Here is a 19,212-nt window from a genome sequence, read left to right as displayed (position 1 = left end):
CCATGGACTCGAAGAGCGCATGTGGTGATGCTGGTAGAGGTGACGTCGAGGCGCATCTCGAGAACGTCGCGGCCAACCTCCAGCTCGTCGCAGACATGGGCTACGGGGACGTCGCGCTGGCCGTGCCTCGTCCCGACGGCTCGCTGTACGTCGTGGCCGACGCCCGGCCGATGACCGCGGTCCCCGTGGTCGCGTCGAGCCGGGTCGGCCGGACGCTGGGCCGCGGCGACGAGGTCGAGGCGTACGAAGCTCTCGTCTCCGGCCGGGTCGTCCTCGGCACTCGACGGCGCAGCACGCGCGGGCTGACGTATGCCACGGTCGGGTATCCCATCGGTCCCCGTGAGACACCCGCCGCGGTCGTCGTGCGCGACGTGACGCAGCAGGTGGACGAGGCGCCAGGGAAGATGGAGCGCATCTTCATCGAGCTCGCCGAGGGACTTCTCGAGGTACTGGCCGACGGCCCACTGCTCTGGGGTGGGTCGCACGAGGCGTTCTCGACGACGCGCCGTGCCGGCGACGGCGTCCTGCGCATCGACCCTGCGGGAACGGTCGACTACGCGAGTCCGAACGCGGTGACGATCATGAAGGCCGCCGGCGTCGAGCGGAGCGTGATCGGCATTCCCGCGTCGGCGATGCCGGCAGCGGTGGAGGCCGTCACCCTCGGGTTGCGCAGCGGCGAAGCGCACGCGGTCGAGGTCGAGGTGGCCGGCCGCGTACTCAGCTACCGCGAGATCGCGCTGCAGTCCTCGATGCTCGTGCTCGTGGAGGACATCACGGAGTCGCGCCGCCGGGAGCAGGAACTCAAGGTCAAGGAGGCGACGATCCGCGAGGTCCACCACCGGGTGAAGAACAACCTGCAGACGATCGCCTCTCTCCTTCGGATACAGGAGAGAAGGACGGACAGCCCCGAGGCCACGCGAGCGCTCGCCGAGGCCGTCGAGCGGGTGTCTTCGATGGCCGTCGTGCACGAGATGCTCGCGGCGTCCAGCGAGGAGCGGGTGGACTTCGCACAGGCGGCGCGCTCGGTGGTCGACATGGTCCGCCAGGGGCTCGCGGGGACGGAACCCGGCGTGACGGTGACGGTGCGGGGCTCGACAGGTGAGGTCCCGGCCTCGATGGCGACCTCTCTCGCCCTCGTGGTCGCGGAGCTCGTGCACAACGCGATCGAGCACGGCCTCGCCGGGGGTCCAGGGACGGTCACGGTCGCCATGCGCAGGCTGCCGGGAGAGGTGCACCTGTCGGTCAGGGACGATGGGGCGGGTCTTCCGGAGGGTTTCGACGTGGAGGGCTCGGCCCACCTCGGTCTCGCGATAGTCAGGACCATCGTCGAGGACGACCTCCGCGGCACTCTCTCGTTCGGACGCGGTCGCGGGACGTCCGTCACGCTGCACATCCCGCTCGCGGACACCGGGGAGGAGTGAGCCCATGCGCGCGCTCATCGTCGAGGACGAGGCGATCATCCGCATGGACCTCAAGGAGATGCTCGTCGAGGAGGGTCACGAGGTCGTCGGCGAAGCGCGCGACGGCGAGGAGGCGGTCGATCTCGCTCGTCGTCTCAGACCCGACATCGTCTTCATGGACGTCGAGATGCCGAGGATGGACGGGATAGCCGCGGCTCGCGTGATCGGTGACGAGAGTATCGCCCCCGTGGTGATGGTCACGGCGTTCTCGCAGGCAGGGTACGTGAGAGACGCAACCGACGCCGGAGCGATGGCGTATCTGGTCAAGCCGTTCACGAAGCAGGACATCGTGCCCGCGATGCACGTGGCCGTCTCTCGTTTCGCGGAGGCTCGCGCGCTAGAGGCCGAGGTGGTCGACCTCGAGGAGCGTCTCGAGACGCGCAAGGCCCTGGACCGGGCGAAGGGCGTCCTGATGTCGAAGGGCGCGACGGAGCAGGATGCCTTCCGGCGGCTCCAGAAGCTCGCGATGGACCGACGGCTGACGCTTCGGCAGGTCGCCGAGGCGGTCCTGCTCGCCGCGGAGGCCGACGGAGACACGTAGGCGAAGCCCGCTCGACCGGTTGGCTTGCGGACTCGGTAGAGATACACTCCGCCAATGAACGCGAAGAACGCACCTGCAATCGACACTCAGGACGATCCGAGTCCGTTGTTATTGCGTGCCGTTCTCGGCGCTCGGCGATACGCGCCGGCGATCGCGTGTATGGCCCTGCTGGCCATCATGTTCTTGGCGTTCCAGACCGTCGGTGTGAGCAACAGGCGGTTCGCCGAGGGATACCGCCGCTACGAGGTCGGAAGCTCTCGAGACGGCTACCTGCTCCTTCGCCGCCTCGGACTGCGGGGACGCATTGTCGTCCTGTTCGACAAGACAGCGCACATCGAGCAGTGGGGTGCCAGGGAGTACATCCGGTCGCTCGGGGGACGGGACGAGTCGGCGCCGGTCACCCCCGATAACTTCGTGGAAGGATTCATCCTCTCGGGCGTCGCCCGCCACGTCTACGTGGTCGTCCCCGAGAAGGAATGGCCCTTGATCGTGCTGCACATGTCGACGCGCGGTGACGGGATCGTCACGTCGAGCAGCGTGTCCAGCCGACTGTATGGCGCGCGCGTCGACTACGTGACGCCCGAGAACCTGCCGCGGTTCGGCGAGAGAGTGGTCGCCTACGTTCCAAAGACCGCGGAGTCCGAATATCCCTCCTCGTTCCTGACCTCCTTCGACGACCCGAGGGTCTCCGACATCTACGTCGTCCAAGAAGGCCGATGACGATGACGAGGGGACGCACGACGGACGCCGAGGGGACCGGAGTACCGGCGACCGCTTGGGCTCCTCCGTGGTGGACGCCGCTGGCGGTGTTCCTCTTGTCGTTGCTCCTCAGGATCTTCCATGTCGCCGAAGTCACACTGTGGCTGGACGACACAGCCCTCCTCGCGCCCAGCGCCTTCACGTACATCCGGTACGGTAGCCTTGGCCCTCCAGGCTGGTGGACGCAGCCGCTCAAGTACGTCCTGCTCTATGCCAGCAGCATCTTCTTCGGCAACGACCCTGTCGGCTGGCGGATGTGCAACGTGATGTTCGGGACCGGGTCCGTGCTGATGACCTACCTGGTAGCGCGCGCCATGTTCCGCCGTCCGTTCCCAGCGATAGCCGCCGCGGCGCTGATCGCGCTCGACCCGCTCTCGGTCGCCTTCTCGCGCAACATCTCGGAGGACACTCCCGCTACCTTCTTCATCCTCGTGGTCTGTCTGTTCTTCATAAGAGCCATGAAGACCGACCGTGACCGTGACTGGATCCTTACCGGGCTGTCTCTGGGCGCGGCGTGGGCGCTGCGCTGGTACGCGGTCATACCCGGTCTGCTGATGCTCGTCTTAGCACTCGCCCGGCACCGCAAGGAGGGCCTGCCCGGCATGTCCCGGATCGTCGCCTACCTCGGACCGCTTCCGCTGTCGATCTACGTCGCCGCTTTCCTGCCGTGGGCCGCTCGCGGCTACTCGGTGGCCGAGTGGTTCAGCCTCAACGTCGATGCTTACCGCGTCCAGGCGTCCGGCATGGAGGGGATGTTCACGGGTCTGACCAGGATCGCCGGACCGTCGCGGTGGTTCACCACGTGGATAGGAGCCGTCGACACGGCTTACCGCCCCGGGTCGTATGCGGCGATGTTCAACGATCTGCCGATCTGGTTCCTGTTCGTCCCGGCGGTAGCCTATCTTCTGTGGCGTGGATACAAGGGCAGGTCCATACCGGCGTTGCTCGTGGGGGGCTCGTTCATCCTGCTATATGTCTTCTTCCTGACCGCTAGACGTTCGATCATGCTCTACTCCAGCATCCCGCTCCTGCCGTTCGGTGCCATCGCCCTTGGATTCGCGGCCGACAAGGTCCTCGGGAGGAAGGCGTGGATCTTCCTCGCCATCGCCGTCGGGTGGAGCCTGTACCTGTTCCCTATAGTGAGCGGGATGCCGGTGCCGGGATGGGCCTATGGCTGGCTCCTCGCGAGACTGGGATGGTCGTGAGACATGGCTCGCTCTGACCCGATGGAGCAGCGGGATCGGCGTGCGATGATCGCTTTCGCTTTGACGCTGCTGACGGTCGTGGCTGCCGGGGCGCTTATGGGGCAGCAGCGACGTCTTGAGGGCAGCCATCTCGCGGCGAATGCGATCCTGAGCCTTCACGCCCTGGATAGGGGAGACTCTGGGGCGATATCGAGTGAGGAACCGACCGCGAACACCGAGATCGCCATGTTGAAGGCGGAGACCTTCGTCGATGCGTACGTGGAGTCCGATTTGGGGTTCCATGCGATCGCACGTCACGTGGATCGGGCCTGGCTCGCATACCGAGTGTCATACAGACTTCTCCGGGATCGTGAGGAAGGCGAGCTTTCGCCCCTGCTGGTCTCCGTGCCGGGAGGCGAGGAGGCTGTGGCGGCCTTCCCCGAGATCGCCCCGTTCGTGGAAGAGACGCAGGGCCTGCGCCGATTCGTGAATACCGACGTATTGGCGAAGGAGCTCGAAGCGAGGTCCGCGCGAGAGACGTTGGACGCCAAGTACGACTTCGATCGGCGGTATCCGATGTTCAGCGGACTCGACTCCGGCGAAGGTGGGGCTGCCAACCGCAGTCACTAGCGACCGCGGCATGTGGCCCGCTCGCGTGGGCGGCTCGAGCGGGATACCCCTACGCCTTCCACTTCGGCACGGCGGCTGCTATCATCGACGCATCGAGGCGAAGGTGCCTCGGGCATAGGACACGAGCAAAGGCGCTCGTCGGACCCCTCAGGGGGCCTCGGCGGGCGTCTTTCGTCGTCCGGAGAGAGAAAGCTGGCGCACATGAAGGGTCTAGCGGTCTTCTGGGGGTGCACGATACCCGCCAGGTTCCCGTTCATCGAGAAGGCGACCCGGCTCGTCTTCGACGACCTCGGCGCTGTGCCGGTGGAACTCGAGGGCCATACGTGCTGCCCGGAGGGCATCCTCGTGAAGGCGAACGACGAGGACGTCTACTACCTTACCGCTGCGCGCAACCTTGCTCTGGTGGAGCGCGCGGGGCTCGATGTCGTGACGCCGTGCAACGGCTGCTACTCGACGTTCAAGGAGACCGCGAGCCACCTGGCGGTCGATTGGCGGGCGCGCGACGCCGTCAACGAGCGCCTCGCGCAAGAGGGACTTCGCTACGAAGGCGAGTCGAGTATCGAGCACTTCGCCGAGTGGCTGTCGGAGGACATCGGGGCCGGCGTGCTCGCCTCCCGGGTCAAGCGGTCGCTGTGGGGGATGCGGGTCGCCGTCCACTACGGCTGCCACCTTCTTCGCCCACAGCCGGCCGTGCGCTGGGACGACCCGCTCCAGCCGACGAAGGTCGAGTCGCTCGTCGCCGCGCTCGGCGCTCACGTCGTCGACTATCCGACGAAGATGACCTGTTGCGGCGGGGCGCTCGATCGCGTCGGGGAGCGTGAGGGCTCGCTCGCGTTCGCGAGGCGCAAGCTCACCGACGTGCAGCGCGAGGGCGCCGACGCGCTCGTCGTGGTCTGTCCCTCCTGCTTCCAGCAGTTCGACCTGAATCAGGCGGCGCTGCAGAGGGCGCAAGAGGATGTCCACGTCCCGGTCTTCTACCTCTCCGAGCTGATCGCGCTCGCGATGGGCCACGAGCCCGAGGAGATCGGCCTCGATATGCATCGGGTCAGCGTCGAGCCCTTCCTGGATGCCTGGGCGTCGCGTCGCGCCGATCGCGAGCGGCTGGCCGAGCACTTCGACGTCTCGCTTCTGGCGAAGTGCGAGGCGTGCCGCGCGTGCAAGGACGACTGCCCGGTCTGTCAGGTCGACCCCACGTTCCAGCCGACCGATATCGTCGCGCGGTTGGTCCAGGGCGAGCTCGACGAGGTGCTCGCCGACGGGCAGCTGTGGAAGTGTCTCGAGTGCTACACGTGCCAGGAGCTGTGCCACAGCAGGATCGGCATGGCGGAGATCTTCCGGAAGCTGAAGGAACTCGCGACCGCCGCCGGGACGGGGCCGGAATCGGTGACCGCCGCCTACCGGGCGTTCACCGAGACGGGCACGCTCGGCAAGCCGAAGGAGTCGGCCCGCAAGAAGCTCGGACTCGACCCGCTCCCCGACGGTGGCGGTGAAGCGCTCGCCCGACTGCTCGCGAGCGGACACGAGGAGGGAGGGTGACCATGCCTATGCGACCCGCATACAGTGAGGAGTCGCCTTTCAAGATCCACGGCGGCTGCGGACTCATGGGCATCTGCGACGAATCCGGCGTCCGGTTCTCCGGCGAGGTGGCGATCCAGGCGATGGCCGTCCAGCACGACCGCGGGAACGGTCTGGGTGGCGGCTTCGCGGGCTACGGCATCTACCCGGAGTTCCCCGACCATTTCGCTTTCCACATGATGTACCACGACCTCCGGGCGAAGGACGAGGCGGAGGCGATGTTCGATCAGTACTTCCTCGTCGACCTCGCCGAGCCCATGCCGACGCGGATGGTGGCCGGGATAAACGACCCTCCGCTGCTGTGGAGGTACTTCCTGAGGCCGTACCCTCACAAGCTCGAGGAGTCCGAGGTCAGCGCCGAGGACTACGTCGTCCGGGTCGTCATGACCGTGAACTCGAGCGTGGACGGGGCGTTCGTCGCCTCCTCGGGGAAGAACATGGGCGCCTTCAAGGGCGTCGGCTATCCGGAGGAGATCGGGCACTACTTCATGCTCGAGGAATACGAAGGCCACACCTGGGTGGGGCACAACCGCTTCCCGACGAACACTCCAGGCTGGTGGGGAGGTGCCCACCCGTTCACGCTCCTCGACTGGTCGATAGTCCACAACGGCGAGATATCGAGCTACGGCATCAACAGCCGTTATCTGGAGCAGTTCGGCTACCGCTGCTCGCTCGGTACGGACACGGAAGTCGCCGCGTACCTCTTCGACCTGTTGCTCCGCCGCCACAAGCTCCCGCTCGAACTCGCATGCAAGGCGCTCGCAAGCCCGCTGTGGGCCGATATCGACCGGATGCCGGCGAACGAGCGGGACGTGATGCGCAGCCTGCGAGCGGTGTACGGCCCGGGCATGCTCAACGGGCCGTTCGCGATCGTGCTCGGTTTCAACGGCGGTATGGTCGCACTCAACGACCGCATCAAGCTGCGGCCGCTCGTGGCGGCGAAGTCAGGATCCCTCGTCATCGTCGCCTCCGAGGAGAGTGCCATCCGGGCCATCTGTCCGGATCCCGACGCGCTGTGGGCGCCGAAGGCCGGCGAGCCGGTCGTGGCCCGGGTCCGCGGGATGGATTGGCCGATCCATGGCGACCTGCACGCTACCCCAGGCGAGGTCTCCTGTGCCGTCACCGGCACGGAAGCCTCCTGCGACACGGCCGAGGTGAGTTAGAGATGCCGACCACCTACATCCAACCGGAGTTCCGTGTCCGGATCGACTACGACAAGTGCCACAAGTGCGGCCGCTGCGTCCAACAGTGCGGCTGGGGGGTGTACTCGTTCAACGAGCGCCCCATCCCGGACGACGCCAAGTGCAAGGCGTGTCACCGGTGCGTGACGTTCTGTCCGGCGCACTGCATCTCGATCGAGAAGAGCCCGCTCGCGTACCGGGACAACGACAACTGGTCGCCTTCGCTGCGCAAGGCTGTATGGCGTCAGGCGGAGACGGGCGGCGTGCTGCTGACGGGGATGGGCAACGATAAGCCCTACCTGCGCATCTTCGACCACCTGGTGCTCGACGCCTGCCAGGTCACCAACCCTTCCATCGACCCGCTGCGCGAGCCGATGGAGCTTCGGACCTTCCTCGGGCGCAAGCCCGATTCCGTGGCCGTCGAGGCCGACGCCGATGGAGGCTGGCGGCTCGCCGATGGCGGAGGCATGGAGAACAACGTCGAACTCGAGGCGCCGATCGTCTTCGCGCCGATGAGCTACGGGTCGGTCTCGCTCAACGTGCACAAGTCCATGGCGATGGCCGCGAGTAGGCTGGGCATCCTCATGAACACCGGTGAGGGCGGGTTGCACGCGGACCTGTACCCGTACGCCGACAACATCATCGTCCAGTGCGCTTCGGGCCGCTTCGGCGTGACTCCCGAGTACCTGAACCGCGGCGCGGCCATCGAGATCAAGGTCGGCCAGGGCGCGAAGCCGGGCATCGGCGGTCACCTGCCGGGCGAGAAGATCGACAACGAGGTCAGCCGGACCCGCATGATCCCGCAGGGGACGGACGCTCTCTCGCCAGCGCCCCACCACGACATCTACTCGATCGAGGACCTGCGGCAGCTGATCTACGCCCTCAAGGAGGCTTCGGGCTACAAGCCGGTGGGCGTCAAGATCGCGGCCGTGCACAACGTCGCGGCGATCGCGAGCGGGATCGTCCGCGCCGGCGCGGACTACATCTACCTCGACGGCTTCAGGGGCGGCACCGGCGCGGCTCCTACGATCATCCGCGACCATATCGGGATACCCGTGGAGATCGCGATCGCCGTCGTGGATCAGCGCTTGCGCGAAGAGGGCATCCGCAACCAGGCTTCGATCGTCGCGGCTGGCTCCATCCGCTCGTCGGCGGACATGGCCAAGGCGATCGCGCTCGGCGCGGACGTCGTCGCCATCGGGACGGCGACGCTGATGGCGCTCGGTTGCCACCTCTGCCAGCAGTGCCACACGGGCTGCTGTTCCTGGGGTATCACGACGCAGAAGCCCGAACTCACCCGGCGTGTCGATCCCGAGTGGGGCGCCGAGAGGCTCGTGAACCTCGTGCACGCATGGAGCCACGAGCTCCAGGAGATCCTCGGCGCGCTCGGCGTCAACGCCGTCGAGTCGCTGCGCGGGAGCAGGGAGCGTCTGCGCTCCATCGGTCTCGACGAGCAGACGTGTCGTGTCCTCGGCGTCAAGCCGGCCGGGTTGTGAGGGATAGGGGAGCGAACGCGATGTCGATCACGAGCACCGGCCCGATGGAGGGTTATCGCAAGGCCGCGCCGGACGTCGCCGTCGATGGCAAGACGGCGGTCATCGACGCGAAGGGCGTCTACTACCGCCAGTTGAACCAGGCCGTGAGAGCGGCCTTTGCCGACGGGGCGACGACCGTGCGGCTGAACGACGTCAACGGTCAGCGCTATATCGGCACCGGCCTCACCGGCGCGGGCCGGCGCATCGAGGTGCACGGCACGCCCGGCAACGACCTCGGGATGTTCATGGACGGGCCGACTGTCGAGGTCTTCGGCAACGCGCAGGACGGCGTCGGCAACACGATGAGCGGCGGTCGAGTCGTCGTCCACGGGGACGCGGGGGACGTCCTCGGGTACGGCATGCGAGGCGGGGTCGTCCACATCGCGGGCGACGTCGGCTATCGGGTGGGCATCCACATGAAGGCGTACGAGGGGCTGCGGCCTATCGTGGTGTGCGGCGGCAAGGCGCGCGACTTCTTCGGCGAGTACATGGCGGGAGGCCTGCTCGTGCTGCTCGGGACGCGGACCCAGTTCCCCGATCAGCCGATCGTCGGATCCTTCGTCGGGACGGGTATGCACGGCGGCGTCATCTACCTGCGAGGCGGTGTGGAGCCCTGGCAGTGCGGCAAGGAGGTAGGGATCTTCACCGCTGACGAGGACGACCTGTCTCGACTCCGCCCGATACTCGAGGATCACTGCGGCGCATTCGGCCTGGACCTTGCTGATATGATGTCGGTGCCGTTCACCAAACTCGTGCCCACGAGCCACCGGCCGTACGGGAAGCTGTACGCGGGCTGACCGTTCGTCGCCTCTGGAATAGACCGGTTCTCGCGGTCGACCGGACATCGTGCCCGGTCGATTTGCTGCCAGGGGTGCGGGATGTGGTCGGTTCGAGTACCGCTTGTCGATGACGGCTTTCTTGCCGGTAGGCGTTTCGGGAGTCTCTCTCGGTCGAGCGACTGCCCACAACGAAGGGATTTAGCGAAGAGGATAGGACGGTCGACGTCGATGTGATGGCGCGCACAGTCCGAAAGGATTTTCTGTGCGGGTCGGAGGCGTCGAAGGAAGCCGCTGACGGGTGACCTGGCACCGGGATGTGCATCTCCGACATGGACGGCAGCCGGACCGAAGGCGGGCCGACCGGGGAGCCACTGCTGCACGATGCGGGCTCACCGAACGCATACGCGTCCCCCTGGGGGACGCGACGAGCGGCGTCGAAGGTGGTGCGCCGCGCTTCCGGTCGTTCTCCTGCTGCTCATGGCGAGCGTCGTCCTCGTCATCCCGTCGTCGGCCGACGGGTTCGTGAAGACCACCATCAGCATCAACGGCCTCGTGGGTGACTGGGACGGCGTTCTGTCCGACCCGGACAACGTCATGTACGACCGCACCGGCACCGACGACCCCGACGATCCGAGCAGGTCCGAGCAGCGCGACATCAGTCTCGCCGCGATCACGTACGACGATACGAACCTCTACTTCTACATCCGCCGGAACACCACGGGGCAGAACGAGGTCCACTTCTTCTTCTACGTCGACAAGAACGGCGATGGTCGCCTGAAGTCGAACGAAGTCTACATGGACTACAAGTTCACCGGTGACCGGTACTTCTCCAACGGCACGAAGCTCATGTCGTACGTCCCGGCGGACGCCGTCAACGGGGACGCGATCACCGGCGACGGTGTCGACGAGCCGGGCTCGGCGGGCAACGAGATCACAGGGGCGTCGTTCGACGCGACCGCGGCTGCGAACGGGCTTGAACTCGAGTTCCGCGTGACGTGGGCGTCGCTCGGTCTAGCTCCCGGAAGCCCCATCATGCTGCACTTCTCGAGCGGGAACAGCGCGAACATCCCCGGTGGCGTCATGGACAACACCGATCCGTTCGACCTGCGGCTCCGCTCCGTCTCGGTCGAGCCCGACCTTCAGAGCGGCGGCGCGGCGGGTTCGACGGTGACGTACAGCCATACCGTGCTGAACTCCGGCGCATCGACCGAGACGTTCAGTCTTGCCGCGTCGTCGACGGCGGGCTGGGCCGTCGGGATCTACCGTCCGGGCGGGCCGAGCATCACGTCCGTGACCCTGCGCTCCGGGGAGACGACGACCGTGCAGCTGCGGGTGACCATCCCATCCGGCGCCCCTGACGGTGCTCTGGACACCGAGGTCCTGCGCGCGACTTGCGCGAGCGACAGCGCGGTCTGGGACATCGCGACCGACTCGACGAGGGTCGGCCTGGTCACCATCGTGCCTCCGCGAACGGGCTCCATCGCTCCGAGCTCGACCATCTCGTTCACACATACCGTGTCGAACAACACCAGCCAGTCCCAAGTGGTGTCACTGACCGCGTCGTCGTCGCGCTCGTGGACGGCCCTCGTCTACGACTACTCCGGCGCGAGCCTGTTGCCGACCGTCGCGCTCGCATCGGACGCTTCGACGACGGTCGTGGTGAAGGTGAGCGTGCCCTCGACCGCTACCTATGGGACGCAGGACAGCATCAGGGTCCTGGTGCGGCTGCGCTCGGACCCTACGATCTCGGCGTACGTCGACGACACGCTGACCGTAAGACGCGGTATCGACATCGAGTCCGACAGCAGCGGCCCCGGAGCGGCGGGGACCCGCGTCTCGTATCCGCACACGATCACGAACAGCTCGGCGACGACGCGGACGGTCAGCCTGACCGCGTCCTCAACCCGGTCGTGGACGGTGCAGTTCTACCTCGAGGACCTCGTCACCCAGGTGACGACGATCGCAGTCGGTCCGTACGGTGCGAGCCGGATCGTCTACGCGCGTATCGACATCCCGTCGGGGACGAGCACGAGCACCGTGGACACGACCACCGTCACCGCCACCGCGGGATCCGACAGCGACAGCGTCAAGGACGTGACGAGGGTCGCCACGCCGGTCACATACGCGGATCCCGGCTACCAGAGCCCGAGTTCGCTGTTCACGCTCGGCGACAAGGTCTATGCGCAGGGCATGAACCTGCAGGACTACGCGGCGGTGCGTTTTCGCTGGATAGACGCGTCCGGCACGGTGGTGTACGAGAGCGGCGACGTGCCCGTCGACGCGATGGGGTACGCGCGCGGGGACTACACCGTCCCGACGACCGCGACGGTGGGCGACTGGACGGTCATCCTCCTCAACGCGAAGAACGGCTCCGAGATCAACCGCAGCCCCTTCAAGGTGAGGTTCGACGGCACGTTCACGTCGCTGTACGCCACCGATGCCGGCGCGGTCGGCTCGACGGTGTCCGTCGACGCCACCGTCACGAACAACGGCACGAAGACCATCACGGACTCGAACGTCGAGTACGTGATCTGGTGGGACTCGAACGCGGACGGGGTCTTCGGCGCGGGCGACACGTACATCGACTCCACGGGGGCCCCGCAGACGTACTCGGGTTCGGGTACGGTGACGACCCACCTCACGTCTGGCGTGACCGTCGCCGGGGGCGCTTCGTGGTCGGAGGCCTCCCCCTGGACCGTCTCGAACCGGCTCTTCCCCGAGCGCGGCAACTACCATGTAACCGCCTCGTGGAAGACGTCATCGGGCATCCTGATCGATTCGCGCGAGACGACCTTCTACGCGATACCCATCCTCGGTCTGCCCCTCGCCATCCTCTCCTTCGTCGGGGCTCTCGCGTTCATGTGGCACCGTTACGTGGCGGGGCCGGCGAGCGAGGGCAAGGACTCGCGGCGCAAGGGGGTGGCATCGTGAGGCCGACGATGCCCGTCCTGCTCGCGTCCTCGGTCGTGTGGGCCGTCCTCACGTGGATGCTCCTGAACCGCCGGATGTGGCTCGCCTTCTACGTCACCGGCGCCTTCGGGTTCACCGTGCTCGTGGTGTTCTCGGCCATGGCCCTCGGCTGGGACTTGCGGTTCGAGTCGATGCAGGCGGTCCTGGTCGCGCGCCTCGCGCCACGCTTCGGCATCGTCGTCGAGCACCTCGGCGACCGGGGCCTCGGGATCAAAGGGCCCGAGGGCTGGTCCGTCTTCGATATCGGGCTGGAGTGCTCCGCGCTTCTCGAGGCGAGCGCCCTATCCGGTCTGGTGCTCTTCTATCCCGCCTTCAGTACCGGTCGCAAGGTCTGGACGGCACTCGTGGGTCTGCTGGCGAGCTACATGATCAACGTCGCCCGCATCCTCATCATCGTCGCGATCATCACATCGTTCGGGACCGCCTGGGTCTTCCCGGCGCACGCGATCTTCGGGAGGATCTTCTACTTCGCAGCGATGATGGCGGTGTTCTGGTTCCTCGTGACCATGCCCACCGTCAGGTTCGTGAGCGACCGGATGGAGGCTGACGGATCATGACCGGCAGCTTCTGGGTACTCCTTCTCTTCTGGGGCGTCTGGCTGATCACCCCCGTGATAACCGATGGTTTCGACGCCATGAGCCGGCTCCTCATCGTCTGGGGCACCCGCGGTTCGCAGAAGTGGTTGAGTCGGCCTCTGCCCGACGACAAGCTGCCGACGGTGTCGATCATCGTTCCGGCGCACAACGAGGTGGAGGTCATCGACCGCTGTCTCCAGTCGATCAAGGCGCAGGACTACCCGCACGACAAGCTCGAGATAATCGTCGTCGACGACGGCTCGACCGACGGCACCGTCGAGCGGATCGAGGGCCATCTGAACGGCGCGGGCGCCGGGGAGTCCGTCTCGGTCGATGGGACGCTCGGGAGGACTTTCGCGGGCTTCCGCCTCAGGGGCCAAGCCATCCGTGTCGGCCGGTTCCACGGTGTGATAACACTCATAAAGAACGGTCACCACGGGAAGGCGCATGCGCTGAACGCCGGCATCGAGGCGTCCACCGGCGAGATCGTGGCCAACGTCGATAGCGATGTCGTGCTGGCGCCGGGGACCGTGCGGGCGATCGCGACGGCATTCCGCAGGGACCCGATGCTCGGGGCCGCCACCGGCGACATCGAGATAGACTGGGACATCCTCGAGGAGCGTGACTCGAACGGACGGCTCGTCCTCGATGAGAACGGCGACATCAGATCGCGCCGCCTGCGCAGGTCCGAGATGCTGCTCGCGCAGTGCCAGTACCTCGAGTACCTGTCCTCCTTCAGGCTCGGACGTCAGGCGCAGTCCGCCACGGGGACGATCTACACGCTCGCCGGCGCCTGTTCGGCGTTCAGACGCTCGGTCCTCGTGCGGGGAAGCCTCTACTCGAACCGGACCGTCTCCGAGGACACCGACCTCACGCTCGACCTCCATCAGCAGCACGTCAGGGTCGGCTACCTGCCGCAAGCGAAGGTCTTCCTGGAGCCGGTGATCGATTGGGACGGGATGTACGCGCAGCGCGTGAGGTGGACGCGCGGCCAGCTCGAGGTATGTGGGGTCCACGACCACATGCTCGGCAAGCGGAAGTACGGCGCGCTCGGGTCGTTCGCCCTTCCGCAGATGCTCCTGCTCGACCATACGCTCGCGTTCCCGAGACTCATCTGGACGCCGCTGTTCCTGCTCTTCCCGCTCTTCGGGTACTCCGTCGTCACCGTGGCGCAGGCTCTCGTCGCGATGTACCTCTTCTACGCTCTGCTCGAGACCCTCAACACGCTCGCGAGCTACGCTCTCGTGGACGAGGAGACGCGCTGGCGCGTAGAGCAGTGCGGGTGGGCTGTGCCGCTCATGCCGGCCTACAGGTTCGTCATCTTCCACTTCCGCTTCTCCGGGTTCCTCGTGACGCTCAAGGAAGAGCAGCAGTGGTCGATGCCCGGGCCCTTTCGTGGCGGGAGACGCGCCATCGAGACGAGCCGGCTGCGGTCCGCTGAGGTCCTCTCGCTCCTCGTGGGGTGGATGCACACCCTCGGCATCGCTCTCACCTTCTACCTGCGCGCGGTGATGTTCCCGCTCCTTGTCACCGTGGCCTTCACGGTGTACCGCGCGATCCAGGGCGGCCGTCGCGGCTGACGCGCGCCGCACCTCCCTCGCATCACCCAACCCAGCGGTCTATTGCGGGCGCCGTACGGCACACCGTTCATCGGTGTGTTCTCAGTACGCATAGCCGAACGGTCGATAACCAGGATGAAAGGACATACCGACAAGACAGAAGGTGACATCATGGCGAACATCATCTGGATCGGGATGTGGGTGGTCTTCGCAGCGGGCTATGGAGCCGTCTTGATGCTCACCGAGCGCAGCGCCGGCCGTTACGTACGCGGCGAGATCGCGCCGGCACCGGAGAACGCTCGCATCTTCGTGACTGGTCTCGGCGGAGCCCCGGTCGAGCAGGCCGTTCCCGTCCGCCGCCTTGCGATGCGCTAGACAACTCTTCCGCTCGTTCCCTCGAAAGAGCCGTCCACTTCGGACGGCTCTTTCGCTTAGTAGGGCGGATGTCGGCTGCTGTGGGTTCGGATCTCGGGAGCATACCGTTCGTCCGGTAGCCGGCTGACGATGCTCACCCATAGCAGCGACGAGCCGCGTGCTTTGATCCCTGGTAGATGCCATACGTAGATCCTGCGACGGATTTGATGTCCCCCCGCTAGGTGACACGGATACCGCTCGGACTCCCGATGCAACCTCTGACCAACGGTTGCTGGGAGGGGATGAGCGGTTATGCGGTTCATGATACGGACGATGGTCGCGGGATTGTCGGGAGCCGTCGTGCGGCTCGCTCTCGGGTTGAGCGTGCTGACGGTCGGTTGGCTCGGGGGTCACGTGTTGAGCGAGTACGCGCAGCGCGGATACGTGGACTTCGCATCCCTGCTCCCGAGGACTCAGGTCGTCGAGGCTCAGGGGATGCTGAGGATCGAGGGCGCGACGGTCGATGAGACGAGGCTGTTGCGTGCGGCCGTCGAGTCCCTCCGGTACCCGGTGGACACGGGTCTGTTCGCCGTCAAGGTCGTCGAGAACGATCCCATGCTGACCGGTGCGTCCGCCATCTTCGTCTATCCCGAGAACGTCATCTACGTCGACCGGGAGACGATCCGCGTCAGCGGGACGCAGGAACTCGAACACATCATGGCGCACGAGATCGGGCACAGCGTGGACCTGTTGCTCATGGACGAGGCAGCCCGTCAGACCGTCTCGCGGCTGCGCCGCTATCCCGCGCAGCTAGGGTGGGAGGGGTCGCAAGTGGCCTGGAACCTTCGCCCCCAGGAGGACTTCGCCGAAGTGTTCGCCACCCTCGTGACGCCGGGGTCCTCGCAGCCGATCGCCACCTCCTATGGGCATATCCAGGACGTGAAGGCCCTTCGGCGCGTCATCGACGCTTACGCACCGGGCGTGTCCGCCCCTCACGCCGCTACCGGCGGTACCATCTCGCTCGCGGCGGCGGGCGACGCGTTCGCGACGAACCCGGTGGAGGGTTCGCTCGTGATCGTGATGGCGGGTCTCTGGACCCTCGCGGGCGCGTACAGCCGCATGGAGCGCGTGCGGCGTCGTGCCCTGAGGGTCGTGCCGGCGATCCCGCACAACGTCCTCGCCGCCTGATCGGCCGGTAACGCGCACGAAACAATCCTCAGGTTACGCTCGCGATGTCAGACACGGCCCGCCGGGCCGGGCGAGTGCGGCCGCGACGTGGATCGCTGGCCATGAGGAGGCATGGGAATGGGCAAGTTCGACAAGGAGTACGTGCTCAAGACGGTGCAGGAGCGCGACATCCACTTCATCCGCTTCTGGTTCACGGACGTGCTGGGATTCCTTAAGTCCTTCGCGGTGACCGATGCCGAGCTCGAGAACGCGTTCGAGGAGGGCATGGGTTTCGACGGCTCCTCGATCGACGGGTTCACCCGCATCCAGGAGTCGGACATGGTCGCCTATCCGAATCCGGAGAGCTTCCAGGTGCTGCCGTGGCGTCCCGGCGAGTCGGGTGTGGCCCGGATGTTCTGCGACGTGGTCAAGCCCGACGGCACGCCCTTCGAGGGCGATCCGCGCCACGCTCTTCGTCGCGTCCTCAAGAAGGCGTCGGACATGGGCTACACGATGTACGTCGGCCCCGAGCTCGAGTTCTTCTACTTCGCGGACTCCGAGTCCACCGAGGTCCTCGACCACGGCGGCTACTTCGATCTCACACCTCTAGACGTCGCGTCCGATCTTCGCCGCGAGACCGTCCTCACGCTCGAGAAGATGGGCATCCCGGTGGAGTACAGCCACCACGAGGTCGCGCCGTCGCAGCATGAGATCGATCTGCGCTACTGCGATGCCCTCTCCATGGCGGACAACGTCATGACCTACCGGTTGGTCGTGAAGGAGATCGCGTACCAGAACGACGTGTACGCGACGTTCATGCCCAAGCCGATCCAGGGTGTGAACGGATCGGGCATGCACGTGCACCAGTCGCTGTTCGACAAGAACGGCAACGCGTTCTTCGACCCGAAGGACCCCGAGGGCTTCAACCTCTCGAAGGTCGCCAAGCACTACATCGCCGGCTTGCTGAAGTACGCGCCCGAGTTCTGCGCGGTCACGAACCAGTGGGTCAACTCCTACAAGCGGCTCGTCCCGGGCTACGAGGCTCCGGTCTACGTCTCATGGGCCCGCCGCAACCGCTCGGCGATGGTCCGCGTGCCGATGTACAAGCCGGGCAAGGAGAACGCGACGCGCATCGAACTGCGTTCGCCCGACCCCTCGTGCAACCCCTACCTGGCGTTCGCGGTCATGCTCGGCGCTGGCCTGAAGGGCATCGAGGAGCAGCTTCCGCTCATGCCTGAGGCGAGCAACAACATCTTCCACATGTCCGAGCAGGAGTTGGCGGACGCCGGCATCGGCACTCTGCCGAAGGACCTCGGAGAGGCGATCATGCTGTTCGAGGGCTCCGAGCTCATGAAGGAGGTCCTCGGCGAGCACATCCATGCGTTCTTCGTCGAGAACAAGAAGGCCGAGTGGGCGGAGTACGTCTCGATGGTCTCACCCTGGGAGACGGACAAGTACCTGTCGGTATTGTAGGTCTTTGGCGCCCCTTGGGCGTCACTACGAGCGCGGCAACGGCGCCGGGCGGAGAAACCCTCCGTCCGGCGCTCGTGGTTCCCGATAAGGGATGGAGCGGTAGAATCGTGCACATGAAGACAGCACTGATAGCGGCCGACGATCCGCACACCGCTGCGTGGGCGTCCGCCGCCCTCGAGGACCTCGACATCCGGATCATCCGGGTCCCGGCCGCGGAGCTCGTCGCGCGCTTGAGTGCCGGTGAGGTCGACGTCGTCGTCCTCGACGGAGGGCGGAACCCGGAGCCTCTCATGCAGACGATCGAGCATGCTGCGGCCGAGGGGCTCGAGGTCAGGCTCCTCCTGCTGCTCGAGCAGGAGGCGTTGCCCGGGTTGCGTCTGCCCGTGCGTCTACCGTGCGACTTCATGGTGCGAGGAGGGTCGTCTCAGGAGTTGAGGGCGCGCGTGCGGGCGATCCTGTGGCCCGGCGAGGAAGCGACGACGCAGGAACTCGTGCGCATCGACCACCTCACGCTCAACCTGGCGACTTACCAGGCGAGCGTGGGCAACGTGCCGGTGGACTTCACATATCTCGAGTACGCGCTCTTCTCCTTCCTCGTGACGCATCCGGACCGCGCCTACAGCAGGGAGGTGCTCCTGCGCCGTGTGTGGGGGTCCGACTACTATGGCGGTTCGCGGACGGTCGACGTCCACGTGCGGCGGGTGCGGTCGAAGATAGGGCCGGAACTGGCGGCTCGCCTCGAGACCGTCCGCAACGTCGGCTACCTCTGGCGGGGCTGAGCGCTTCCTCTACTCTACGGTGCCGAGGAAGCGGTAAGACGCGCCCTTCGTACGCTCGCAGTCGCCGTGGATACCGTGAGCCGCCATGAAGGCGCACATGTCCTCGGGGGTGCGGAACGCGCCGGGCTCGCCGACGAGCCGCTCTCCCAAGACGATGAGCCGCATGGCGAAAGGACGCGGATCGAGGTCGAGCACGACGGCCGTGCCGCCGCGCCGGACGACTCTGGCCATCTCTCGCACCGCACCGCCTTGATCGCGGAAGTGGTGGAACGCATCGGAGACGATCGCCGCGTCGAACGTCCCGCTCTCGAAGGGCATGCGCTCCGCGACACCGACGACCGCGGCGACACGGTGATGTTCCGGAACGTAGGCGAGCATCTCGGGGGTCGGGTCGAGGACGGTGACGCGTGCACCCAGGATGTCCGCGAGCCGGACGGCGAGAGCGCCCGTCCCGCCCCCGATGTCGAGGACGGCCCCGTGAGCCCCGACGGCTCCGCTCAGCCAACCGGCGATGACCGCCGCGTCCTCGTCGGACCATCGGTCGGCCCAGCGGCCGAACAGCGGAGCGGCCCAGGCGAACAGACCCACAGGACTCCTCATCACCGGCGTCTCGACGCTCTGCTACCATCACAGACGCGGCCGTGGTCTTCCCGGACGCAAGAGCGTCACATCACGTTCGTACCCGAAAGGC

17 protein-coding genes are annotated in these 19,212 nt (G+C 66.4%); 16 read left to right on the top strand and 1 reads right to left on the bottom strand.

Going from position 1 to position 19,212, the window contains the following annotated elements; all coding sequences use genetic code 11:
* The first annotated feature begins 2 nt into the window (after positions 1-2).
* The 16 genes from WC971_05915 to WC971_05840 all read left to right on the top strand — a co-directional run bounded on the left by WC971_05915 (position 3) and on the right by WC971_05840 (position 18,521).
* Entirely contained in the window at positions 3-1,421 is a 1,419-nt protein-coding gene (locus tag WC971_05915; protein ID MFA5844353.1) for a histidine kinase N-terminal domain-containing protein, read from the top strand.
* A 4-nt stretch (positions 1,422-1,425) separates the two neighbouring features.
* The gene (locus WC971_05910) at positions 1,426-2,001 is read left to right on the top strand and encodes a response regulator (protein MFA5844352.1); all 576 of its coding nucleotides are present in this window, start codon (positions 1,426-1,428) and stop codon (positions 1,999-2,001) included.
* Positions 2,002-2,055: 54 nt separating this feature from the next.
* Positions 2,056-2,721, top strand: a complete 666-nt coding sequence (locus WC971_05905) for a hypothetical protein (GenBank protein MFA5844351.1) — start codon at positions 2,056-2,058, stop codon at positions 2,719-2,721.
* Positions 2,722-2,723: 2 nt separating this feature from the next.
* The gene (locus WC971_05900) at positions 2,724-3,965 is read left to right on the top strand and encodes a glycosyltransferase family 39 protein (protein ID MFA5844350.1); all 1,242 of its coding nucleotides are present in this window, start codon (positions 2,724-2,726) and stop codon (positions 3,963-3,965) included.
* A gap of 3 nt (positions 3,966-3,968) precedes the next feature.
* On the top strand, positions 3,969-4,574 hold the full coding sequence (locus tag WC971_05895; GenBank protein MFA5844349.1) for a hypothetical protein: 606 nt from the start codon (positions 3,969-3,971) through the stop codon (positions 4,572-4,574).
* Positions 4,575-4,775: 201 nt separating this feature from the next.
* Entirely contained in the window at positions 4,776-6,110 is a 1,335-nt protein-coding gene (locus tag WC971_05890; protein ID MFA5844348.1) for a heterodisulfide reductase-related iron-sulfur binding cluster, read from the top strand.
* Positions 6,111-6,118: 8 nt separating this feature from the next.
* On the top strand, positions 6,119-7,312 hold the full coding sequence (locus WC971_05885; protein ID MFA5844347.1) for a glutamine amidotransferase family protein: 1,194 nt from the start codon (positions 6,119-6,121) through the stop codon (positions 7,310-7,312).
* A gap of 2 nt (positions 7,313-7,314) precedes the next feature.
* Positions 7,315-8,826, top strand: coding sequence for a glutamate synthase-related protein (locus WC971_05880; GenBank protein ID MFA5844346.1), 1,512 nt, complete (start codon positions 7,315-7,317; stop codon positions 8,824-8,826).
* A 44-nt stretch (positions 8,827-8,870) separates the two neighbouring features.
* Complete coding sequence (locus tag WC971_05875) at positions 8,871-9,662, top strand: hypothetical protein (GenBank protein ID MFA5844345.1); 792 nt, start codon at positions 8,871-8,873, stop codon at positions 9,660-9,662.
* 459 nt (positions 9,663-10,121) lie between these two features.
* Complete coding sequence (locus tag WC971_05870; GenBank protein ID MFA5844344.1) at positions 10,122-12,575, top strand: hypothetical protein; 2,454 nt, start codon at positions 10,122-10,124, stop codon at positions 12,573-12,575.
* A complete protein-coding gene (locus WC971_05865; protein MFA5844343.1) occupies positions 12,572-13,171 on the top strand; it encodes a hypothetical protein in 600 nt (199 codons plus the stop codon). The genes WC971_05870 and WC971_05865 overlap by 4 nt, the downstream gene beginning before the upstream one ends.
* Positions 13,168-14,769, top strand: a complete 1,602-nt coding sequence (locus WC971_05860; GenBank protein ID MFA5844342.1) for a glycosyltransferase — start codon at positions 13,168-13,170, stop codon at positions 14,767-14,769. The genes WC971_05865 and WC971_05860 overlap by 4 nt, the downstream gene beginning before the upstream one ends.
* A gap of 150 nt (positions 14,770-14,919) precedes the next feature.
* Positions 14,920-15,123, top strand: coding sequence for a hypothetical protein (locus tag WC971_05855; protein MFA5844341.1), 204 nt, complete (start codon positions 14,920-14,922; stop codon positions 15,121-15,123).
* Positions 15,124-15,435: 312 nt separating this feature from the next.
* Positions 15,436-16,290, top strand: a complete 855-nt coding sequence (locus WC971_05850; GenBank protein MFA5844340.1) for a hypothetical protein — start codon at positions 15,436-15,438, stop codon at positions 16,288-16,290.
* Positions 16,291-16,407: 117 nt separating this feature from the next.
* A complete protein-coding gene (locus WC971_05845) occupies positions 16,408-17,742 on the top strand; it encodes a glutamine synthetase family protein (GenBank protein ID MFA5844339.1) in 1,335 nt (444 codons plus the stop codon).
* 113 nt (positions 17,743-17,855) lie between these two features.
* Positions 17,856-18,521 (top strand): response regulator transcription factor, encoded by a 666-nt coding sequence (locus tag WC971_05840; GenBank protein ID MFA5844338.1) that lies wholly within the window; start codon positions 17,856-17,858, stop codon positions 18,519-18,521.
* A 9-nt stretch (positions 18,522-18,530) separates the two neighbouring features.
* On the opposite strand, the gene WC971_05835 is transcribed toward WC971_05840, so the two are convergent.
* The gene (locus WC971_05835; GenBank protein ID MFA5844337.1) at positions 18,531-19,109 is read right to left on the bottom strand and encodes a methyltransferase domain-containing protein; all 579 of its coding nucleotides are present in this window, start codon (positions 19,107-19,109) and stop codon (positions 18,531-18,533) included.
* Between the last annotated feature and the right edge of the window lie 103 nt (positions 19,110-19,212).

The sequence above is a fragment of the Coriobacteriia bacterium genome, assembly GCA_041658765.1.
In the GTDB taxonomy this organism is placed as follows: domain Bacteria; phylum Actinomycetota; class Coriobacteriia; order Anaerosomatales; family JBAZZO01; genus JBAZZO01.
This window is presented reverse-complemented; position numbering and strand designations above follow the sequence as displayed.

Coding starts and splice junctions, on each gene's coding strand:
- WC971_05915 (MFA5844353.1), top strand. CDS start 3: ATGGACTCGAAGAGCGCATGTGGTGATGCTGGTAGAGGTGACGTCGAG.
- WC971_05910 (MFA5844352.1), top strand. CDS start 1,426: ATGCGCGCGCTCATCGTCGAGGACGAGGCGATCATCCGCATGGACCTC.
- WC971_05905 (MFA5844351.1), top strand. CDS start 2,056: ATGAACGCGAAGAACGCACCTGCAATCGACACTCAGGACGATCCGAGT.
- WC971_05900 (MFA5844350.1), top strand. CDS start 2,724: ATGACGAGGGGACGCACGACGGACGCCGAGGGGACCGGAGTACCGGCG.
- WC971_05895 (MFA5844349.1), top strand. CDS start 3,969: ATGGCTCGCTCTGACCCGATGGAGCAGCGGGATCGGCGTGCGATGATC.
- WC971_05890 (MFA5844348.1), top strand. CDS start 4,776: ATGAAGGGTCTAGCGGTCTTCTGGGGGTGCACGATACCCGCCAGGTTC.
- WC971_05885 (MFA5844347.1), top strand. CDS start 6,119: ATGCGACCCGCATACAGTGAGGAGTCGCCTTTCAAGATCCACGGCGGC.
- WC971_05880 (MFA5844346.1), top strand. CDS start 7,315: ATGCCGACCACCTACATCCAACCGGAGTTCCGTGTCCGGATCGACTAC.
- WC971_05875 (MFA5844345.1), top strand. CDS start 8,871: ATGGAGGGTTATCGCAAGGCCGCGCCGGACGTCGCCGTCGATGGCAAG.
- WC971_05870 (MFA5844344.1), top strand. CDS start 10,122: ATGGCGAGCGTCGTCCTCGTCATCCCGTCGTCGGCCGACGGGTTCGTG.
- WC971_05860 (MFA5844342.1), top strand. CDS start 13,168: ATGACCGGCAGCTTCTGGGTACTCCTTCTCTTCTGGGGCGTCTGGCTG.
- WC971_05855 (MFA5844341.1), top strand. CDS start 14,920: ATGGCGAACATCATCTGGATCGGGATGTGGGTGGTCTTCGCAGCGGGC.
- WC971_05850 (MFA5844340.1), top strand. CDS start 15,436: ATGGTCGCGGGATTGTCGGGAGCCGTCGTGCGGCTCGCTCTCGGGTTG.
- WC971_05845 (MFA5844339.1), top strand. CDS start 16,408: ATGGGCAAGTTCGACAAGGAGTACGTGCTCAAGACGGTGCAGGAGCGC.
- WC971_05840 (MFA5844338.1), top strand. CDS start 17,856: ATGAAGACAGCACTGATAGCGGCCGACGATCCGCACACCGCTGCGTGG.